Annotated in this window: 23 protein-coding genes and 1 pseudogene; 4 read left to right on the top strand and 20 right to left on the bottom strand. The window is 48.4% G+C overall.

Translation table 11 applies throughout. The features are described from left to right. Positions 1–22: 22 nt before the first annotated feature. Entirely contained in the window at positions 23–1,105 is a 1,083-nt protein-coding gene (locus KQI79_RS14465) for a lactonase family protein (protein WP_216538959.1), read from the bottom strand. Between the two features lie 193 nt (positions 1,106–1,298). On the opposite strand from KQI79_RS14465, the gene KQI79_RS14460 reads away from it, so the two are divergent. Further along, positions 1,299–1,967, top strand: a complete 669-nt coding sequence (locus tag KQI79_RS14460; RefSeq protein WP_216538958.1) for a FadR/GntR family transcriptional regulator — start codon at positions 1,299–1,301, stop codon at positions 1,965–1,967. A gap of 49 nt (positions 1,968–2,016) precedes the next feature. Here the strand turns inward: KQI79_RS14460 and KQI79_RS14455 are convergent, their stop codons facing one another. Together KQI79_RS14455 and KQI79_RS14450 are read right to left on the bottom strand one after the other, a co-directional pair. Then, the gene (locus KQI79_RS14455) at positions 2,017–3,363 is read right to left on the bottom strand and encodes an MFS transporter (protein WP_216538957.1); all 1,347 of its coding nucleotides are present in this window, start codon (positions 3,361–3,363) and stop codon (positions 2,017–2,019) included. Between the two features lie 372 nt (positions 3,364–3,735). Continuing rightward, positions 3,736–4,240, bottom strand: a pseudogene (locus KQI79_RS14450) (2OG-Fe(II) oxygenase). A gap of 218 nt (positions 4,241–4,458) precedes the next feature. Here KQI79_RS14450 and KQI79_RS14445 point away from each other — a divergent pair. Beyond that, on the top strand, positions 4,459–5,307 hold the full coding sequence (locus KQI79_RS14445; protein ID WP_216538956.1) for a sialate O-acetylesterase: 849 nt from the start codon (positions 4,459–4,461) through the stop codon (positions 5,305–5,307). A 39-nt stretch (positions 5,308–5,346) separates the two neighbouring features. Further along, on the top strand, positions 5,347–5,874 hold the full coding sequence (locus KQI79_RS14440) for a PadR family transcriptional regulator (protein ID WP_216538955.1): 528 nt from the start codon (positions 5,347–5,349) through the stop codon (positions 5,872–5,874). 127 nt (positions 5,875–6,001) lie between these two features. Here the strand turns inward: KQI79_RS14440 and KQI79_RS14435 are convergent, their stop codons facing one another. From KQI79_RS14435 to KQI79_RS14385, 11 genes are all read right to left on the bottom strand, one after another. Next, the gene (locus KQI79_RS14435) at positions 6,002–6,514 is read right to left on the bottom strand and encodes a methylated-DNA--[protein]-cysteine S-methyltransferase (RefSeq protein ID WP_483311390.1); all 513 of its coding nucleotides are present in this window, start codon (positions 6,512–6,514) and stop codon (positions 6,002–6,004) included. After that, positions 6,492–7,076 (bottom strand): bifunctional transcriptional activator/DNA repair enzyme AdaA, encoded by a 585-nt coding sequence (locus KQI79_RS14430; RefSeq protein ID WP_216538954.1) that lies wholly within the window; start codon positions 7,074–7,076, stop codon positions 6,492–6,494. The genes KQI79_RS14435 and KQI79_RS14430 overlap by 23 nt, the downstream gene beginning before the upstream one ends. 462 nt (positions 7,077–7,538) lie before the next feature. Then, positions 7,539–8,057: an NUDIX hydrolase gene (locus KQI79_RS14425; protein WP_216538953.1), complete on the bottom strand. Its 519-nt coding sequence runs from the start codon at positions 8,055–8,057 to the stop codon at positions 7,539–7,541. Between the two features lie 102 nt (positions 8,058–8,159). Further along, a complete protein-coding gene (locus KQI79_RS14420; protein ID WP_216538952.1) occupies positions 8,160–8,513 on the bottom strand; it encodes a cupin domain-containing protein in 354 nt (117 codons plus the stop codon). 33 nt (positions 8,514–8,546) lie between these two features. Next, complete coding sequence (locus KQI79_RS14415; protein ID WP_216538951.1) at positions 8,547–9,647, bottom strand: GerAB/ArcD/ProY family transporter; 1,101 nt, start codon at positions 9,645–9,647, stop codon at positions 8,547–8,549. An 18-nt stretch (positions 9,648–9,665) separates the two neighbouring features. After that, a complete protein-coding gene (locus KQI79_RS14410) occupies positions 9,666–9,896 on the bottom strand; it encodes a hypothetical protein (protein WP_216538950.1) in 231 nt (76 codons plus the stop codon). Positions 9,897–9,903: 7 nt separating this feature from the next. Then, positions 9,904–11,157, bottom strand: coding sequence for a Ger(x)C family spore germination protein (locus tag KQI79_RS14405; protein WP_216538949.1), 1,254 nt, complete (start codon positions 11,155–11,157; stop codon positions 9,904–9,906). Between the two features lie 3 nt (positions 11,158–11,160). Further along, a complete protein-coding gene (locus tag KQI79_RS14400; RefSeq protein ID WP_216538948.1) occupies positions 11,161–12,660 on the bottom strand; it encodes a spore germination protein in 1,500 nt (499 codons plus the stop codon). 80 nt (positions 12,661–12,740) lie between these two features. Then, complete coding sequence (locus tag KQI79_RS14395; protein WP_483311389.1) at positions 12,741–13,649, bottom strand: tyrosine-type recombinase/integrase; 909 nt, start codon at positions 13,647–13,649, stop codon at positions 12,741–12,743. A gap of 205 nt (positions 13,650–13,854) precedes the next feature. Then, on the bottom strand, positions 13,855–14,292 hold the full coding sequence (locus KQI79_RS14390; protein ID WP_216538947.1) for a VOC family protein: 438 nt from the start codon (positions 14,290–14,292) through the stop codon (positions 13,855–13,857). A gap of 59 nt (positions 14,293–14,351) precedes the next feature. Further along, on the bottom strand, positions 14,352–15,149 hold the full coding sequence (locus tag KQI79_RS14385) for a helix-turn-helix domain-containing protein (protein WP_216538946.1): 798 nt from the start codon (positions 15,147–15,149) through the stop codon (positions 14,352–14,354). Positions 15,150–15,529: 380 nt separating this feature from the next. Here KQI79_RS14385 and xerS point away from each other — a divergent pair, with 380 nt between their 5' ends. Next, complete coding sequence (xerS, locus tag KQI79_RS14380) at positions 15,530–16,609, top strand: tyrosine recombinase XerS (protein WP_216538945.1); 1,080 nt, start codon at positions 15,530–15,532, stop codon at positions 16,607–16,609. Between the two features lie 7 nt (positions 16,610–16,616). On the opposite strand, the gene KQI79_RS14375 is transcribed toward xerS, so the two are convergent. The 6 genes from KQI79_RS14375 to KQI79_RS14350 form a co-directional block, all read right to left on the bottom strand. Then, the gene (locus tag KQI79_RS14375) at positions 16,617–17,291 is read right to left on the bottom strand and encodes a spermine/spermidine synthase domain-containing protein (RefSeq protein ID WP_216538944.1); all 675 of its coding nucleotides are present in this window, start codon (positions 17,289–17,291) and stop codon (positions 16,617–16,619) included. Positions 17,292–17,321: 30 nt separating this feature from the next. Further along, positions 17,322–17,921: a DUF2087 domain-containing protein gene (locus KQI79_RS14370; protein ID WP_216538994.1), complete on the bottom strand. Its 600-nt coding sequence runs from the start codon at positions 17,919–17,921 to the stop codon at positions 17,322–17,324. Between the two features lie 163 nt (positions 17,922–18,084). Beyond that, positions 18,085–18,834 carry a DUF4247 domain-containing protein gene (locus KQI79_RS14365; RefSeq protein ID WP_216538943.1) on the bottom strand — a complete coding sequence of 250 codons (750 nt, stop codon included), beginning with the start codon at positions 18,832–18,834 and terminating at the stop codon, positions 18,085–18,087. Positions 18,835–18,924: 90 nt separating this feature from the next. Then, positions 18,925–19,431 (bottom strand): DUF4178 domain-containing protein, encoded by a 507-nt coding sequence (locus tag KQI79_RS14360; RefSeq protein WP_216538942.1) that lies wholly within the window; start codon positions 19,429–19,431, stop codon positions 18,925–18,927. Positions 19,432–19,485: 54 nt separating this feature from the next. Then, positions 19,486–19,896 carry a DUF350 domain-containing protein gene (locus KQI79_RS14355; protein ID WP_216538993.1) on the bottom strand — a complete coding sequence of 137 codons (411 nt, stop codon included), beginning with the start codon at positions 19,894–19,896 and terminating at the stop codon, positions 19,486–19,488. 124 nt (positions 19,897–20,020) lie between these two features. Beyond that, the gene (locus tag KQI79_RS14350; RefSeq protein WP_216538941.1) at positions 20,021–20,695 is read right to left on the bottom strand and encodes a PspA/IM30 family protein; all 675 of its coding nucleotides are present in this window, start codon (positions 20,693–20,695) and stop codon (positions 20,021–20,023) included. Positions 20,696–20,756 lie beyond the last annotated feature (61 nt).

The raw sequence follows: 20,756 nt of genomic DNA, 5'->3' as shown, positions 1-20,756 counted from the left end.
GCCAGTCTTTTTCTTTTGCGAATTATTGCGAAACGGAGAAATAAGCGGCCTGGATGCAGACCGGCTTGGACGCTTCGATGGAATGACCGGTAAACTGCAGCTTCCCCGTCGTCTCGTCCACCCGGAATGTAGCGATATTGTTCGTATCCCGGTTCGCGGCGAGTAAGAAACGGCCTCCCGGCGTTAACGCGAAATGTCTTGGATGGCGTCCTTCTGTCGAAACATGCTCCACGAACGACAATCGGCCGCTATTCGAATCGATCGCGTATACGACGATACTGTCATGTCCGCGGTTCGAGCCGTATAAGTAGGTTCCGTTTGCGGAAACGGCAATTTCCGCGCAAATATTCTCGCCTGCGAACCCGGCCGGCAGCGTCGAAACGGTATCGAAAGTGTGCAATGCGCCTGTCTCCGGGTCATAACGGAATGAAGTGACGGTGGAATCGATTTCGTTAATGACATATGCAAATTTCCCGTTCGGATGAAATACCATATGTCGCGGTCCCGCCCCGGCATGCAGTACGGTATCGCCATGAACATGGAGCTTTTGGCGTTCGGCGTCAAGCGTATACGCCCGGATCCGGTCAATGCCCAGATCGGGAACGTACAAATAGCGGCAATCCGGACTGAAGAACGATGAGTGCGGATGAGGCTGCGTTTGCCGCTCGGGATGCGCTCCTTGGCCTTCATGCTGCCGAACGTCAAGCGTTTCGCCGATGCGGCCGTCCTCTTCAAGCGCCATTAGCCCGACCATTCCCCCATGATAGCTCGTCACGATTAGAAAACGGTCCGAATCGTCTTTTTGGATATGGCATGTCGTAGCGGGAACTGACATTCGGCGGTTGATTTCGGTCAGAGTGCCTTGAACCGGATCAATCCGGAACGAGACCGCTCCCCCCGCTTTCCCGCCGTCGGCTTCTTCTTCCGATATCGAATAAAGCTTCAGCTTCTCGGCGTCCAAATGTAAAAAAGTCGGATTTTTCAAGCCCGAAACCTGATGCAATAACGTTAACGCTCCCGTAATTTCATCTAACGAATAAACGTATACGCCAAAATCGGAAGCTTCCGCATAGGAACCTGCAAATACTAGCATACGATCTTTCATTCGACTAAAACCCCTTGCCACATTATTGTAATGATACTTATCACTTTAATGCAGTTTCTATGAAAGTGCAAATCGATTGGATGATTTCGGCTCAAGATAGGGTTGTTGATCGTGACTCTCGCGTTATTGTTCGAGGAACCGATGTTATGCTATGATCAAGATACTGCATCATCCTATGTTTGGAGGTTTTCATATGGAATTGCAAAAACCTGTCCGTTCGTCTTTGGCGAAACAAGTCTCTTCTCAATTGGAATCGCTGATCGAATCGGGCCAATGGCCCGTCGGAACAAAAATTCCCGCGGAACCCGAATTGGTGGAGCAGCTCGGTGTTAGCCGCAATACGATCCGGGAAGCCGTCCAGGCCTTAATCCACGCAGGCATGCTGGAAGCGAGACAAGGCGACGGTACGTATGTGCGAGCGTCGAACCATTTCGAAGCATCCGTTTTGCGACGATTGCGTGGAAGCAGCATTGCCGACACGTTGGAGGCGCGGTATTGCTTGGAGAGGGAATGCGCACGGTTGGCGGCGATCCGCCGGACTCCCGCAGATTTGGAAAGAATCCGCGCCTGTCTGGACAAACGAAATGAAAAAACCGAACATTTGGACGCCTTCGTCCGTGCGGATGTCGAATTTCATATGTCGATTGCGTCGGCCGCTCATAACGATCTGTTGTATGAACTTTATCTTTATATGAATGAACATTTGCGGTACGCGATTAGCAGCACTCTCGGCAATCTCGAATTGTTGAATGAATTGACGACGCTTCATAACGAGCTTTACAATACGATTCGGGCTCGCGATCCCGTTGCGGCGGAGAAGGTGGCATCGGATATGATCAACCTCCTCTCCTCTCGTTCTTAGATCGAGCATATCGCCGTTTAAAGTGGCGCAGTTCGCTGGGGAGAATAGCTTAACTGCCCATCGACACCCTTTCATTGCGTTGTCTTGCGCTCGGACGTCGGCGGGACCAAATGACGACCGGAATCAGCAGCAAGGACATGATGCCGCCGGCCAACGAGAGCATTGCATAGCTTGAATTCGCGACTACCATGCCGGAAAGCGCGCCGCCGGAGGCGCCGGTCAAAGCGATGAGAACGTCGATCGAGCCTTGTGTTTTCGCGCGGGTAGCCGCCGCCGTAGCATCGACAATGATCGCCGTCCCGCTGATCAAACCGAAGTTCCAACCAAGGCCAAGCAAGGCGAGCGCGATCATAAGAAGCGCCATCGAATCGGCCGGCACCCAAGCTGCCATCAGCCCGGATAATAGCAATGTCACGCCCGAAGCGTAAGCCATTACCGTCCTTCCCCATTTATCGACCAATATTCCGGTAATAAGCGAAGGAAGATACATGGCCGCGATATGCACGCCGATCACGAGCCCGACCTCCCCTAGACCGTGTCCGTGATGCTGCATGTGGATCGGGGTCATCGTCATAATGGCGACCATAACGACATGGGTTAAAATCATCACCGTCGCCCCCACCGCAATTTTCCGGTTATCGTTTGCCCGCGGCTGCTCTCCGCCCGTAACGAACTGTTTATCCGCGAGCTTATCTTGCGCCAACGCTTTGGCCACTAGGAACGGATCGGGCCTTAGAAACGCCAGCAGCACCACACCGGCAAAAAGAAAGGCGACCGCAGCGAGCAGAAACGGCCCCGCCAGAGGGGGAACGCCGAGAGACGCTGCAAACCGTCCCATCGCGTCCACCAAATTCGGGCCGGCAACCGCCCCAAATGTAGTCGATGTTAGAATAACGCTGATTGCCTTGGCCCGCTCGTTCGGTTTGGCCAAATCGGTGCCCGCATAACGCGCCTGCAAATTGGAAGCGGTGCCTGCGCCGTAAATAAACAGCGAAACGAACAGCAGCGGGATATTCGGCAGGACCGCCGCGAGCACAGCGCCGACAGCCCCGATCCCGCCGGCCATGAAGCCTGCCGCAAGTCCCATGCGGCGGCCGAACCGTTGCGACATCCGCCCGATCAGCAGCGCCGCGGCGGCGGAACCTAGCGTAAAGAGCGCGGAGGGAACGCCGGCAAAGCTGTCGGTCCCTAGCATTTGTTGTGCCAGCAAACCGCCGATCGTAACACCTGCCGCCAACCCCGCACCGCCCAAAATTTGCGCAAGCACAACGATCAACAACGTCCTGCGCTGGAGCCGCCTTCTTTTTTCCGGAGAATCGCCGTAGATCTGCCAACGATTCGCCTGATTCCCGGATAATGGGATGTTATCCGTTATCCCTTTTTGTTCATTCCTCATCTTCGAATACGCCTCCTTGGCTATTATTGTAATCCGTATGATCCTGTTTCGCATTATATCTTGCCGAAGTGGTCCGTACGATCTTTATTCACCCTCCCAATGAAGTTTTTAAAGATCCTCAATATCCCTGATTATTCAAAAATAACGGCGTTGATCAATTCGCGGTTATACTCGCGGCAACCATTCCGGCACGCGGTATAACGGCATTCGAACATGAAGGGCCCGCTCTTAATCGAAGACTACACAGGTCTATAATAGCCGCAATCACACCGTTATGTCAACGCATTATTTTAATTAACATCATTAATATTATATAATATTAATATATAGCCTAGTTTATAATATAGTCAATTTTATGATGAGAACGGAAGCTCACTTGGCGTCATGGAATATGATCCCGAGTCCGTATCGTGTGCCTGAGAGAAAATTACTGACGCCATGGCGCACCGTATGTTGTATAATCCCCCCTCTTCCCTTCCGTATATTTCAAAATTAAAGGAGTCGGGCGAAGCTGGCCTTTAATGTGGCAACTCGCCAAAAATTCATCCAGCGCAGCGGGATATCTCATTTCCTTGCCTAGTCGTGCTAACCAACGATTCGCCGCTTGGGCCAGCTCGGGGTAGAACGAAGCACGCAGCTGCTGCACGAGTGATGGCAAAGGGGACGCGAAATATTTATATTCTCCTTCTCCGAACCGATATCGGCTCATTTCGATCTTGCTTCGGTACAATTCCTCCCGTTCGTACAACCCGATCAGGTGAAGGCATTGCCCGCTATCGAGCAATGGGGGCAGCTTCGCAAATCCTTGCCGGTCCAACGTCTGATGGATCCGCTCCCATGCAAGCGAAGCGATCTTCGTCTCTATCGTTTCATGCATAGCTGCCCCCTCCAATTAGTATAAATAATATATATTATGTAAATAATAATCAAGGACATAAGCTCCATCACGATTTTAAGGTTTAGTGACAGAGTTCTTGCTGCATAAGCGCCCTTTAGTTGAATAAAGACAAAATCGACTTGACAAAAAAAGTCTAATTAAACTATACTCTCAATAGTCTAATTAGACCATCGCAAACAAAGAAAGAAGGTTTATCTATGAAATCTATATTAATAATCGGACAATCAAATATGGCAGGCAGAGGATTTATTGAGGATGTCCCGCCGATTTATAATGAGCGTATAAATATGTTGCGAAACGGTAGATGGCAAATGATGGCGGAACCTCTTAATTTTGATCGTCACGTATCTGGTGTTGGGCCGGCAGCCTCTTTTGCTCAGGCTTGGACAGAGGATCATCCGGGGGAGTCCATTGGGGTAATAGCATGTGCCGAGGGAGGAAGCTCTATTGATGAGTGGGCAATTGACGGACTATTAACAAGACATGCGATTTCTGAAGCAAAATTCGCTATGGAAACAAGTGAATTAGTGGGAATTCTGTGGCATCAAGGAGAAAGCGACAGTCACGGAGAACGTTATAAGACGTATGAGGATAAATTGATTTCATTATTTAAACACTTGAGGGAAGAATTAAATGCACCAGATATCCCAATTATAATCGGTGAGTTGGGACATTACCTTGGAGAGGTCGGATTTGGAAAAAGCGCTGTAGAATATAAACAAATAAACCAAATATTATCTAAAGTTGCTCATGCCGAAAAAAATTGCTATTTTGTAACATCAAAAGGCTTAACAGCAAATCCCGATGGCATTCATATTGATGCTATCTCCCAAAGAAAATTTGGATTAAGATATTATGAAGCTTTTTCAAAACGAAAGCATGTTTTAGATATTTTGGACAAAGAGCATGAATGGATTGAGAAGGAAGCAAAACGTGAACTAACTAAAAATGAACGTATATTTGTTCAAAGTATGAAGTTTGCCTTAGGACAATTGAGTTTTGAGGAGTTTTCTATTAATCTCTCCAATATTAATGAAAGTAAGTAAAACAACATTAATCTCATTTTACGAGGAGAGATCAATCAATTGATTCCACTCTTAATCTTAGGTTTGTTAAAAGAAAAACCAGGTTCATATGGATATGAACTTTTGGCAATAATGAATGAGCGAAATTACGAGTTTGTAGTCAATTACACCAAAGGTTCATTTTATTACAACATTCAACAGTTAGAAGAAAAAGGACTGATTGAACGTATTTCCGAAGCGAGGAATTCAGAATCGAGAGAAAAAAATAAATACATTCTTACTGAGTTAGGAATTACAGAGTTTAATCGTTTAATGACTAAGTATGGGACAAAAACGGATTATGTAAATCTTTCCTTTTATGGTGCTATGCTTTTTGAAGATGAATTCGACAAAGAAAAGATGAGGGATTTAATTCTTGTTCAGATTAAACAAACAGAGAAAAAAATTTCTCTCATAGAGGATGCTTTAGCAAACAGATCAACTCTCACGAAGAGTTTTGTTCGTATGTTAGAAAACTCCATTTCACACCATAAAGTTAATGTAAATTGGTTTTATGAGCTATTAAAGGAGATTGAATCAGAAGTATAGTTGGAAAACAAAATTAGGATTTATTGCTCTTGTTCATTACGGAAAACCAGCTAATATCTTGACGAGGGATTAGCTGGTTTTATCACTTTTCAACTTATTCATCCGGTTGTTTCGACTTCAGGCTTTGTTATCCCCCTACTTCCAATTCAAGCAAATACCGTTTCATATCCAAGCCGCCGCGGTATCCTGTGATCGCTCCGTTCTTACCGACGACGCGATGACAGGGCACCGCGATCAGCACCGGATTGGCGGCGATGGCCGAGCCGACGGCACGAACCGCTTTCGGACTTTGAACGATCCGTGCGATATCGGAATACGAGCAAGTATGTCCATACGGAATCCGCTTCAGCGCTTCCCACACCTTCTCTTGAAAACTTGTGCCTCTCATATCGATCGGGATGGTGAAGCTTTGACGCTTCCCTTCAAAATATTCCAGCAGTTCATTCATATAAGGCCTCAGCGCCTCATCATTTCTCCTAAATGCCGCTGATGGAAACCGGTGTCGCAGTGCGATTCGCATTTCCTCATCGGTTTGCCCGGGCGATCCTACATAGCAAAGTCCCATCTCCGTTACGGCTGCGTGCAAATTCCAGCAATCGTATTCCAGTACCGCCCATTCAATCATTTGCGTTTCCATCATGATTCCTCCGATCCTCTCGATAACTAGACGGGGTTACGCCAAGCTTTTTTTTAAACAATGTAATAAAATACGGCGTGCTCGAAAAACCGACCTGCATTCCGATCTCGGCAACCGATTGATTGGTTGTTTGCAGCAAGTCGGCGGCTTTATTCAACCGAACTTGCCGGATATATTCGGCAGGCGAAAAGCCTTTCACCTTTTTGAACATTCGTTGCAAGTGAAACGGGCTGCCATGCGAAATATCCGCTAACATATTCAAAGTAAGAGGCTCGTCATAATGCAGGTCGATCCATTCGACAACTTGTTCGATCCACTCTTCTGTCGGCAATTGCAATCCGTCGGGCTTGCAACGCTTGCACGGTCTGAAATGTTCCTTCAAAGCGACATAAGCATTGGGAAAGATCCGAACATTATCCGGATTTGGAACTTTCGATTTGCAGGATGGGCGGCAAAAAATTCCGGTCGTTCGCACACCGTACAAAAATGCGTCGTCATAAGCCGGATCGCATTCCACAATGGCCTTCCAATACTCATCGGGTATGTTCGTTTTTTTCGAATCCACCGCATCACCTCCTCTGTTAGGATACACCCAAACCGTTGATATTCCAACATTTCAACAATATAATAGCAAGATATCGTAATTCATAACTCGAAGAATGCGCGTTGCTTGAATATCGAATCCGTCCGCCTTGCTTTATTTCTTTGCGTATTTCCCTTAAAAAAAGTGACGTAACAAATATTATGTTAATAATTTTATATTACAAACCGACAAATATGGACATCGATAACAAATAGCAGTAAAAACTGACGCTACATTGCTCACATCCAATTTTATGACTAATGTACCTCCGTTTTCTACCGATAATTCTGTACTCTTTCCCCATGGGCGCATTTTTCGAAGACATTTACTGTAGAAAATACCGATAATTCGAAACTTATCCAAATATCATTGAAATTAGAAGTAGATTTTGGCGTTAACCTCACGTTACTGTAATAGCATTAGAAACAGTATACATAATATTGATTATGTATACTGTTTCAACTCTACTGCATACGGACTCTCATCTTCCATCGGAACCGAAACGAATCCGGTCATCATCCCGTTGTCAAAGATGCAGCGATGATCGTAATAATGGCGATCCTGCAGCATCACCGGCAAGAACGCCGGCACATTGTCCGCGATCCCTTTATTGTCGGGATGCATAATCCAGGACAGCTCCTTCCAGTCGAGAATGCCTTCCTCCGTATTGAGCGGCGTCTCGACACGGACGGTAGACGGCAACTCTGCCGTATAAGCGTACATCCCCCCGCTAGGTTGTCCGTCGACGGTCCAACTGACAATCCCTTTATAGCTTACGTCTTGCCTCTGCAATCGGATGCCCGTTTCCTCGAGCACTTCGCGAATGACGCTTTCTGTCGGCGATTCTCCCGGCTCCAATTTGCCGCCAACGCCGTTCCATTTGCCCATCCATGCCGGCGCATTGCGGTTGAGGAGCAGAATGCGATCGTCTTGCTTAATGAAACAAATCGTGTATTTGAGCAATGTCTCCCTCTCCCTCTTCCTCTTGCTTGTTGACGTAAATTCAGCGATTAACCGACTTTTTCCTATGTAACGTCTATCTTCGCTCCCAAATATTGATCCATTCTATTCTACCATAATCTCCGCTTCGATACGGTCGCCATGGCTGCGCGGCTGCGAAACAACGAGAAATTCGATCGTCTCCTCTGAGCGGTTCATCATTTGATGCGGCACGTTCGGAGCGACTTCAATCCCTTCCCGCGCGCGGATTTCATAGATTTTCCCGTCTACCTCCATCGTCGCGACACCGTCCAGCACGAAAAAAAATTGCCGCGACTTCGTATGATAGTGCCGCACTTCCTCCGTTTGCGGCGGCATGTTTTCATAGATCACGCTTAAATTGGCGTCCTTCACCAAATGCCAACCGTCACACATGTTTCCCCACCGGTAATGTTCAGCGTTGTTTTTATGTACGATCATTCTACAACTCTCCTTTGAAAGATATAATATTCATCAATTTATTTGTTGCTTAAGCCATTTTCTACGAACGAACCCGATTACGATTAATAGAAGAGGCAATAAGATTAATATCGAAAGCGAATAAATGAAACCGTTAACCGAAAAAAAGCGAATCAAATGCTGCAGACTCGGGCTGACCCAGACGGCAACGGCGGTGAGCAACAATCCGAACGGCAACACGACGGGACGATAATCGGAAAGGCGCAAACATTGCGCTGTGCCGAGCGCGAGAGCGTAAAACCATAACGTGATTTGCAAAAAGCCTCCCAACATCCAAAGCACCATAACCATGGCCTCCACATGCTCGAAAAATTCCGCAAAGCTGATAAACCGGGAGGCGATGAAGACCGGGAAGGTCATATTGCCCGTCATATCGCCGAACAGCAATAAACAAGTAATATTCGTAATGATCATCGTAACGGTCATCGCAGCGACAGGGATGATCGCATAGCGTATTTTGCGTTCCTTCTTCTTGACATATGGAACGAAAAACGTAAGAATCAGAAATTCCATAAACCATGCATGCGGCGTAATCGAGCCTTTTATGGACGGCATGAGGCCGCGTTCGAATGCCGGAAGCATATTGTCGATATTCATACTCGGAATCAAGAAAATCGAAATCGCTAGCACAAAAAAAACGAAGACGGGAGCTACAATCGTTGCGAATCTTCCCAGCACTTCCACGCCGCCGCGCACGGCAATCGCGCTGACTAACACAATACAGCCCATCACGACGGAAATAGGCGTCAACACAAGCGATGTACCGACGATAAACTCACCATATTCCCTAAGAATTAAACTGCACGTGTGCAGTATAAACAAGAGCAACACGATATTGACCGCACTGCCAAGGAAACGGCCTAAAATGAGTTGGCTCTGTTCGACGATGGTACGGTTCGGATACAGTAGATTAAGCGTCCAGACAAGACAAACGGCGGCAAATCCGCTGATCGAGCCCCAAACCGGCGACAACCATACATCTTGATGGGCGTCGCGTGCGGACAGGGCCGGTACGATTAGGATCGCCGTCGCCCCGATCATAAGATACATAATCAAAATCAGTTGCAGGCCGGATATTTTCCCTTTTTCGATCATGATTGGAACAGGGCCCCTTTAGCTAATATTGAAAAAATTCAGGAACGGCTTGTAAATGAATTCGATGATGTCGTTGAGCGACAGAATGTCCGGGAAAAAAATGATTGAAATCGACAAACACCATCCCAGCGCCGACAAGGCAACAAAGACAATCTTCTCTTTTTTCATTTTCGGCGACATGTTCGGCCATTCGTACACCGTCGCGATGAACACGATGATGGAGACTCCTGCGGCTAATAGCCATTTCATGCGAATATCACTCCACTTGGTCCGTTTCCTTCATATTCTCCATATTTTTCCCCACCATTCCGATACGCAGCACTTTCACCTTCGGCTCCACGTTCACTCGGATTTGAGGGAAAATTTCTTTCCAACGCCGTTCGTTTTTTTCCCATTCCATCGGATATTTGCGGCGAAATTCCTTGGCAAAACCGAAAATATCCGCATCCAGCTCGTCTTGGGCGATTCGAAGGGCCAACTCAATCCGTTTGCGGACATCGTCGCCAATCGCTCGTTCGGCCAGCTTGACCTGTTCGACCTTCGTAATATCTTGTTCGGACGTATTTTGAACAATATCGCCTTCCATCTCAATTTTCGCCGTTATGCTCCACTCATTTCCTCGAACAAGCGGTACCAGATCGGTTTTGTTATGAGCTAAACGAAAGGAGATCAAGCCTTTCTCTTGTTCGGAATCTACCGTTATAATGGATGTTTTGATTTCGTCTCGCAGCCACATGACGCCTCGGGTCGCCGTTCGATCGATCCAGCCTGCGTACTTTCCTTCTTCCAGCACGTCCGTACCGCGAATCGTGGGCACTTTCCCTTTGCCGTCGCGATCGCGAAGTTCGATTCTCGGCAGAAACGCAGCTTCGGACTTTTCGTTCAATAGCTGCATGATTTCGTTTAACGTGACCGTTAAGCCCGTCCTGTTCTTGGTCATTTCTCGCAATACTTCGGAACTGTCCCGTTCCAAGACGGTATTCATATCCAATATTTTCATCGCGTCTCCTTTGCTTGCGAAAACGTACGAGTGTTCGCGCGTTCCCGGATGCCGAAGCAGGAAATCGATATGATCTTTTATTCCGGCTTTCACTGTTTTTTCGCCGAAAATGAATACTTTATTATGTCCCCAGAATACTTTGCGCGGGAGCTGTTCTTGCAAATTGGCGGCCGCATCGGCGAGCGAAATGCCTTTGGCGGCGATCACGACCGTATTCTGGGGGCCGCCGCTGCTGCTTTGCTGCTCCAATTGCGTCTGGCTGCCTCCCGACGCTTGACCTTGCTTGGACACATAGATTTGAACGGCTAATTTGACCTGGTTGTTATCCGTTATATCGATTGCCGTTGCCGTAATGATGGCCAGATCGTTGAGCTCCGTTCTGTCCCAGCAGCCGGTTAGGAACAATGAGGTGACGATGCATAATAGCGCGGCGCGAAATGGAGCCTTTCTCGGCATGTTGGAGAACGACGGCAAGACGTATTTTTGAGCGGTCCCCCTTTCGTACTGCATACGTCAATCGCCCCCTCTGCCCGGACCAGGCCGTTGTCCGGGACTTTGCCTGAATTTATTCCATTTGCCGGTAAAGTGCGGACGCGTATTTCGCATCCAAAACGGCGAGCGAACAAGTACGTCTTTGAGGCCGGCAAATTTGAGCGGCGCAACGGGCTCCAAATACGGGACTCCGAATGAACGAAGCGTCAATAAATGAGTGAGCATGAGTATGAAACCGAGCAATAAACCGAACAAGCCGAGACTGCCGGAAAGAAACATAATCGGGAACCGCAACAATCGCATCGCAGTTCCTAATGCGTATTGGGGAATCATAAAGGAAGCGATGCCTGTAATCGCCACCACCATGACCATGGGGGTCGACACAAGACCCGCAGATATCGCCGCTTGTCCGATAACCAAGGCGCCGACGATGCTGACCGCCGCTCCAACCTGCTTCGGAAGCCGGATGCCCGCTTCGCGCAGCGCCTCGAACGTAATTTCCATCAATAGCGCCTCGATCAAAGCCGGAAACGGAACCTGTTCCCTCGATTCGGCCATCGTAAGCAATAGCTTGGTCGGTATCATCTCTTGGTGGAACGAGACGACGGCAACGTAAAACGAGGGCCCGAACAACGCAATAGCGAGAAATAAATAACGAAGCCATCGAATGGCCGTGCTGATCAAATAACGTTGATAATACTCCTCGGCGGATTGGAGCAAAGAAAAAAACGTGATCGGCGCAATGATCGAGATCGGAGTTCCGTCCACGAGAATGACGATCCGTCCTTCCAATAAATTCGCGCATGCAACGTCTGGCCGTTCCGTCGTTAACACTTGCGGGAAAGGAGAACCAGGATGATCCTCAATCAATTCCTCAATATATCCGCTTTCCAGAATGCCGTCCACGTTGATCCGTTCGAGCCTGTTGACCACTTCGGTAACGAGCGCAGGATCGACAATATCCTCGATATACGCCACGACGACTTTCGTATTGGAATATAACCCGATATTCATCGACTTCAGCTTTAATTGCGACGTTTTTAATTTACGGCGCAGCATGGAAGTATTGACCCGCAGCGTTTCCACAAATCCTTCTCTCGGCCCGCGAACGACCGCTTCGGCGGTCGGTTCTTCAATGTTCCGCTTCTCCCACTTCGATATTCCGATCGACAAGGCTTGTTGTTCCCCGTCGACGATCAATAACGCATTGCCGCCGTTTACTTCTTCGCTCGCTTTGGCGACCGTGCCGACCGCAGCGATCGCAGAATGTGAAATGTGAAGGCGAATGTTCGCCAAGCTAAGATCGGATCCGTCTTCCCGTATTAATGGCAATATGACTTGTTTATCGATCGCATCGTTATCCGTAATTCCGTCAATATAGACGAGAATCGCCCGTTTTCTGCCGGCAATCAGAAATTGGTAATAAATGACGTCCGAACAATCTTGATAAATGCTTTGCAACAAGCGCAAGTTTTCATTGCAATCGGCCGAAAGCGGTACTTGCTGTTGAAGAAATCCCATATGAAATCACCTGTGCCTTGTTAATAAATCTCATTATTAACAAAATACGGGCTTCTATACGGCGGATCACGTTCATTCGATCATTCCGGCACCAGCACTTCGAGATTTCGAATCGCTTCTTCTTTTTGCCGATCCGAGACATGCGTATAAATCGTCGTCGTTTGAATGGAGGCATGACCAAGCAATTCCTGCACCGTGCGCAAGTCCGTCCCGTTTTTGAGCAATAAGGTGGCGAAGGAGTGCCTTAACTTATGGCTGGATAACGAGCGGCGGCCTGTCCGGTATTTTTGCTCAAACGCCGCGAACGTTTGCGATGCGATCAATTGAATATTGCGGACGGACAACCTCCTTCCCTTTTGGGAAATGAAAAAGGCATCCTCCCTTTTGCTTCCCGGTTGCCTGCGTTCTTCCATCGCAAGCCGCAGCATTTCATCGACCCGATCCGGCACAGGCAGCGTCCTCCACTTCCGCCCTTTGCCGAATACATTCAAAGTCTTCCGCTGCGGATGATAATCGGACAAGTTCAGGCGATGAACTTCGCCGACGCGCAACCCCATATAGGCCATGAGCAAGAAGACCGCCAGATTGCGGGTCCGGTACTTCCCTTCGATCGATTGCAAAAAAGCGAAAATTTCCCGTTCATCCAAATAGACGAGCGACCGGTTCTTTTCCGTTTTCGACTTTTTGACCGCGGCCGCGGGATTGGCATCCAACATCTCCAATTCCATCAACGCTTTGAAAAAACATTGGATCGAACTATGTTTACGGTTTCGCGTCGTATCGGAAACGCCGCTTTCCCGTACGGACGATAAATAGGACATGACATTGAGTTTGCTTACTTGCGAGAGCTGCTTCCCGTCGATAAAGCGCAAAAAATGTCGGATATCTCCTAAATAACAAGTTTGCGTAAATTTCGTATACCCGGCATCTTTCATCCAAATGACGAAAGCTTCCAATTCGCTCTCGTACCGTTCAAGCTGCATATTCATGTTGTATTCGCCTCTTCGTTCTTTTCGTTTCTCCGTTCATGAAGCGGGACATTCCCTTCGCCGATCGTAAAAATCGATTACAATCGAAACTGCATATAATTTATATTATACGCAGTTTTTTTGTCAAAGGGAAGGTTTACGACTTTGCCGGCAAGAAAAACGCAAAAACATCCTCTTGACGAGGATGTTTCACGTTCATTCCTGTTTATTGCTTGGCGGCGTCTGCCGAAACATGCCACGTTACGCCGAATCGATCCGTCACCTGTCCGTAGGACGGGCTCCAGAACGTTTCTTGCAGCTCCATGACGACCTTGCCGCCGTCTCGCAACGATTCATATACATTCCTTGCCGTTTCTGCGTCGCTCACCGCAATCGAGACGGTCACCTGAGATCCGATCTGGTACGATGTTTCATGCGGTCCCGGGAACGTATCGGATATCATGAGATCGGTATCCCCGACCTTTAACAGCGCATGCATAACGCGAGACTTCACCTCTTCCGGAATCTCGAAACCCGGGTTATCCGGCATGTCTCCGAATGACTGCATCGCTACGACTTGCGCGCCCAACGCTTTTTCGTAAAACGACACCGCTTCGCGTCCGTTCCCGTTGAAAACCAAATAAGGGTTTAATCCTTTAATCATTACATCCACCTCAATTCTTCTTTTTTATTATTATGACACGAAATAAACCGGATCATTTCTTATCGATTGCTATGTTCGAACATCCGATTGAGGAAGCGGTCCATCAGCAGCGGCAAAGAAATGAGAATCGGCGGATCGTCCAGCCTTGGACCGTATAGCGTCAATTGTTGGTGCGGAACGGCCGTGAACGGCTCCACGACAATCGGCTTCTTCAATCGGGCCCGCAATGTCGTCTGCGGCAGCAAAATGTCTTTGGCCTGCGTCCCCCATGAAACCGAGGTCGCCATCAAGTAATAGATGCCGGGCTTGACGTTCGCAAAAGAAAAATCGCCGACGGAAGCAAGAAGCGTTCCGTATAAGGGCAATCCTTCGGGGATCGGTTTGGCGAACAAACCGATCAGAATGACGCCCTCGAAGGGAATTTCCGCATCGATGGTGCCGTGTACCGTTGCATACGGATTGAATGCGGAATGCGGCGAAGTCCAATCGTTCCAATGCTGCAAAGTGCGAATATGCTGATCCGCTTGCAACGCTTGGTTCCGGAAGTCGGACGGCGTGACGCCAACCCGTTCGGTAAAACGGGTCGTAAAGGTGCCCAAACTTTGCTGTCCGATTTCGAGCCCGATATCGCGGATGCTCAATTTGGTATGCAGCAATAAATCTTTCGCTTTCTGCAACCGGAGAGCGGATACGAAATATAAAGGCGACAGCCCGATTTTTTCTTTGAAAATGCGCGTGAAATGATAAGGGCTATAGCCCGCGTAGCTGGCCAATTCGTTAAGCGAAAGCGGCTCGTAGATATGTCGATGTATATATGCGATCACTTCGTCGATTTCCGGATATCGCCCAGTCGTCATCCTGTCCCTTCCCTTCGCATATCTACTAATTTTCAACTTTTTCTATTAGTATTATTTTATTCAATTTGTGACAACTTTTCAAATTTATACGACCTGATGTTTGCATTCCCTTTCCTTTTGTCGATATCCCCTTTGTTCAGAAAACTGTTATTTATATGAATCTCCTCGTTCCAGTTCTTCTTAAGCCGCATTTCTCTATCCTGAGTAAAAGGGATTTCCACAAAAGGCGGAAAAAAAGAAATGCCGGAAAAGGAAAGGTAGCCAACTGCCCGCGAGGATATGTTATAATTTTACTCGCAACAACAAAGCCGCTCGGACAGTCGAATGCAGTAAGACGGCATTTTATATTTAATGAAGTTAATTATTAGGGGTGTTAATTCATGAATGTGCAGAAGGTAAAGGACCGGCATGAGCTAGAGAAGCGAACCCCGTTGTTTCCATGGTTCGTCCAAATGTTTATCGATTATAAATTGCCCGATCTATCTCCCTCCACCCTTTTGGAATATACGAGAGATTACGAAATCTTTTTCACGTGGCTCATGGCCGAAGGATTGACGAGCGCGGCGGAGATGAAAGACATTGCGCTGCAAGACTTGGAAGTGCTGACGATGGACAACATCGTCAATTTCCGGATCTTTCTCGGAACGTACAAGGAAAACGCCAATTCGAGAATTACGATTTCGCGCAAGCTGTCGTCGCTTCGTTCTTTATTTCATTATTTGAGCCAAATTGCCGAGGATGAAAACTTTTATCCGCTGCTGAAACGGAACATCATGGCCAAAGTTGAAATCAAACGAATCCATAAGCCGAAAGATACGGCGGCCCGCTTGAAAGGCAAGCTGTTGGAAGAAGAGGAAATCGGCGAATTCATCGCTTATATTCATAGCGGATATATGAACGATATCGCCAACAACAAGCAAGCGCTCTATGCATATGAACTGAACAAGCAGCGCGACGCAAGCATAGCGAATTTAATCTTGAATTCGGGGTTGCGGGTGTCGGAGGTCGTCAATCTGAACGTGGACGATGTGGATTTGGCCAACAAACTGGTGCATGTGTACCGGAAAGGGAATAACGACGAGACGTTCAAGACGCCCGTTTATTTCCGTGAGGATGCAAAGGCCGATCTGATCGCCTATATGCAGCTGCGCACGACGCGCTATTGCGCGCCGAAAAAGGAAAAAGCTCTCTTCCTGGCCGTCCCGAACGGACACAAAGAAGGCAAGCGCATGACGAAACGGGCGATTCAAGAAATGATCGTCAAATACGCAAAGCGATTCGGCAAGCCTTATTTGACGGTACATAAGCTTCGACATTCCTTTGCAACAGACTATTATTTGCAGAACGACATTTATAAAACGAAGGAACAGCTTGGACACGCCTCGACGGAGACGACCGAAGTGTACGCCCATTTGACCGACAAGACGATGTCCGAGGCGATCGAGCGCCGCTCCCGATAGCGGCGGATTAACGTTTCGCGATATAAACGACGTCGGGATGTACGTTGTCGCTTCGCTCGACGGTTTGCATATCGACGGTAATGAAATGCCGCTCGAGCCGTTCCGCAAATACCGGAGACGATGAAGCGCTCCAGAAGGAAACGGCTCCCTGCGGATTCAAGAGGCGGCCTAGGGAGGCCAATCCTTCGTCGCCGTACAAATGATCGTTCTCCTGAAATACCGTCCAATCCGGCCCGTTGTCGATATCCAGGCAGATCGCGTCGAACGTATCTTCCGTGCGCGACATCCAGCGGATCAAATCGGCGTGAACGATGCGCGCCTTGCTGTGCCCGGCGGCGTTGCCGGAGAATGGGGCCAGATGCGAACGGTTCCACTCGATGATTTTGTCTTCGATTTCGACGACGGTCGCGCGTCGTACCCGCGGATCGTTCACGGCCGCTTCCAGCGAATAACCGACGCCGAGCCCGCCGATCAATACCGAGCAATCCGTTTTGCCAACCGCATCGAGCGCCGATTTGACCAATCGTTTTTCGGATTCTCCGTTATACGTTGCCATCAGAAAGGTACCGTTGCTAACAATCTCGTATTCGCCCGTTCCTCTGCGCTGCAGTTGAAGTTCCCCGCGCGGCGTCGCGCAGCGTTCGATCGTTACAATGCGATCCCCATTCGTGTATGCGTACATCGACCGACACCCCCTTTTCGTATCTATCGTTTACAAGTCTTCCCACTTGGCCCACATTTCCCGCGGGTTCAATTCGTACATATCGTTTTCCCGGTACATATAATGATGCATAACAAATTCCCTGCGGATGGTGGCGAAATCCGGATGAACCTTTTTGATCCATTCGTTGATTTCCCGCTCTTTATACTTTTGTCCCATCTCCAAGCCGGAAACCAAATACTCCAGCACAATCAGCTTTTTCTTCAGTTGCGCCGGAATTTGCTTCAACGTGCCGTCGCTTGCAAGAAAACTGCGCAATACCGACTGGCGCAACTTCACGTTCTTTTCCGAACGTTCTTCGGGCGCAAACCCCGTTCGTTGCTGCTCGAGCAAATGCAATAAAGCGCGGTCCGTTTGTTTCAGCAAATAATGATTCACCCCGTAATAGGACGTGTTTTTTTCTCTGCGTTCCATGATTAGTCCCGCCTCCCTCAACTTCGCGATATGATGTGTGACCGTTGCCGGCGTAATGGCTAATTTCTCGGCCAAAGCGAGTCCGTTCAACTCGCCTTGAGCGAGTAAAATCAACATTCGAATCCGGTTGCGGTCGGCTAAAGCCTTGTAATATTTGACGAGTTTTTCAAGTTGAATAAGAATCACCCTTATAAATTAGATGTCTATCTAATTAGATATTCGTTAAATTAGATACTAATCTAATTAGATGCGATTGTCAAACGAAAACAACGTATAAATAACAAAAAGGCATCGCAGCGGGAATTCCTTCGCTCCCCCGCGCAATACCTTTCCTTGTTGGTCATCGCCTTCCCCGTTTGAATATTTTCCCGGTTCCGACCCTTGTTTTCGGTTTTTTCGATTTGGAAGGAGAGAATATGGAATCAAACCCCGATTTGCCATCCTTCTCCTTTACAATTTTCCCCGACGAAGATTTGCCGAATACGTTGCCGTTGTCCCCTACCTTCTTTGAAGAACCGGAATTGTCTTGGCCTCGCTTGAAAATCGAGCCGCTTCGCTCGACCGTTAGCGGCGGAATCGCTTTTTTATCCTTGGCCGTGGGCGCTTCGTATTGTTTCGCAGGCTGGTAAACGTCCCGACTCGAATATCCCCGATAATCTCCATGCCGTCCGAGCGAATCGAACATATTGCCGATCAGGCTGGCGACGAGATATCCTTCCAAAAAGCTTGGACTGTAGTTTTGCTTCACATATTCCTCGGAATCGACTTCAATCAGCGTATCGTCGGGATTTCGCTCGTCCTTCTGCACATGAATCCATTCATTGGAATAAACGAGAAACATATGCTCCGCATCTTCTTTGGAGATCTGCCGCGGTTTCTTCTGCTCCGCCAGTTCCCGCGCCACCTCGGGAACGGTCTTGTTCGCGGCGCGATAAATATAGGAAGTTTGCGAACCGTCTTTATTGACCGATTCGAGCGGGTACGTTTCTTTCATCGTCACTTCGCCGAATTCGCCGCAGCCGCTTAACAGCGATACGAAAAAACTGAGGACGAGCACGATTTTCAATAGAAATAGAGGCCGCCGTGGCATGACATACACCTCCTCAACGTTTAATAAGCATGCTTCCTGGGCATTTGACGTGCTAGGGTTGCGTCGGATGCGTTCGATCCGCTCGGCGGATTAGCTTCCCCGCGTTACTTGAACGTCGGCAGGCAAGACCGACTCGCCTTCATACAGCATAAATCGTCCGTCCTGCCATTCGATGCGCAGCAATTTGTAATCGTCCGATTGGTATTGCCATACGTATTGTTCTCCGCCATGCATGAACGGCGTCTTGCCCGCCGCGGTTACCATGCCCGAATACCGTTCCTCCATATAATACGTATGATCTTCCATCTCGATCGTCGTCGGCACCTCGTCCGGCGTATCCAATCGTCCGTCGATCGGCTCGTATAACGCGTATACCGTACGTTCCCTTTCCTCGATATGCAAATAGCGAATCGTGTTGCCGTCCGCAAGCGTAAGCACAACGGCGTTCCGCTGGCGGTTATGCGTCCGTCCGACCACTTGATACGTGACAAGAGAGACGTCGACAATATCGCCGGGGCCCAATTGCAAGACGGTTTTCTCCGGTTTCGGCGGCTCCGGTTTCGATATGATATTTTTGATCCGTTTCAATAGGCTCATCGCTTGCGCTCCTTTACGGAAAAATCTCGATTGGTCGTTATCCATCCATTGCCTTTACAAACATGCGGAAATGATCAGCGCGCCGACGATGTGAAGCGAACCTGCGAATAGCGCGTAAGCGACTTTGCCCTGTTTCGTTCCCTCGTCCAGCTTCAATCCGACACTCGCTTTCAAAACAAACCGTACGATCCATTCCAAAATAAATAAAATGACGAAAGAAATGGCGGAAATGGCCAGCGCATCCCATAGCCATAAATTATCCGAACTGGAGATCGAAGAAGCAAGAATATAGCCTTGCGCAAACAGTTTCATGACGAAGCGGGTCGTGACCGCCATATTCCCTTTTTTAATTTCTTCAAAGTCTTTGTAGTTCGTAAACAGCGAGTCCACATACATCAAAAGAAACAATAGAACCGCTCCTGCTCCGGTCCAGATCAGAATGCCCAATACGTTCGACAACGTCAACGCCATCGCGATCCTCCTTACCTATTTGGTGCGCTCCGTCGGCCTAGCTGGAACGACGCAGCGCGAAATGGCCCGATGAAGAAAGAAAAAACGTCGCGAGACGTTTTCTTTCTTGAGCGATTGTTTATTCCGCAGGTTTCTCGTACTTTTTCATCAATGCGGCCAGTTCGTCTTCCACCGCTTTATCTTTGCCGAGGCTTGCGAATTCATCGTCCAACGATTTTTCTTTCGTTGCCATCTCGTTGCTCGCTTCCGCCTGGGCTTCCATTTGCAGCATTTTTTCTTCCATGCGCTTCAGCCCTGCGGACGCCGTATCGGAACTGAAACCGGTAAGCGCCTTGTTGATTTCCGTTTGCGCTTTGGCGGCGTTGTAACGGGCGATCAACGTTTCCCGCTTATTTTTCATCTCGGTCAATTGTTTGCGCATTTCGTCAAGTTTCGCGCGCAAATTGTCGGCCGACGCTTTATTCTGGTCGTAGCTCGCCTTGTACTCGTTCATCTTCGCTTCGGCCGCCTTCTTCTCTTCCAAGGCGCGGCGGGCGAGATCGATGTTTTGCGCTTGCGCGGCGATATGCGCTTGTTCTTCGCGTTTGCGCACCAACGCCTCTTGTTCTTCATACAGCTGCTTGAACTTTTTCTCGATCGCGATTTGCGCCGCCACCGCTTTCTCCGCATCTTCCAAGTCTTCCTGCATGTCGCGGATGTACTGGTCGGTCATTTTTACCGGATCTTCCGCTTTGTCGATCAAAGCGTTAATGTTGGACATCGTTAAATCGCGCAATCTTTTGAAAATAGACATGTTCTGGCTCCTCCTTATGGAACGGTAAATTTTATCTTTATGTCTATGTTTACGAAGCATT

It is taken from the genome of Paenibacillus sp. MSJ-34, from assembly GCF_018918005.1.
Taxonomy (GTDB): domain Bacteria; phylum Bacillota; class Bacilli; order Paenibacillales; family Paenibacillaceae; genus MSJ-34.
The sequence above is the reverse complement of the archived record's forward strand: the minus strand, read 5'-3'. Positions and strand labels throughout refer to the sequence as shown.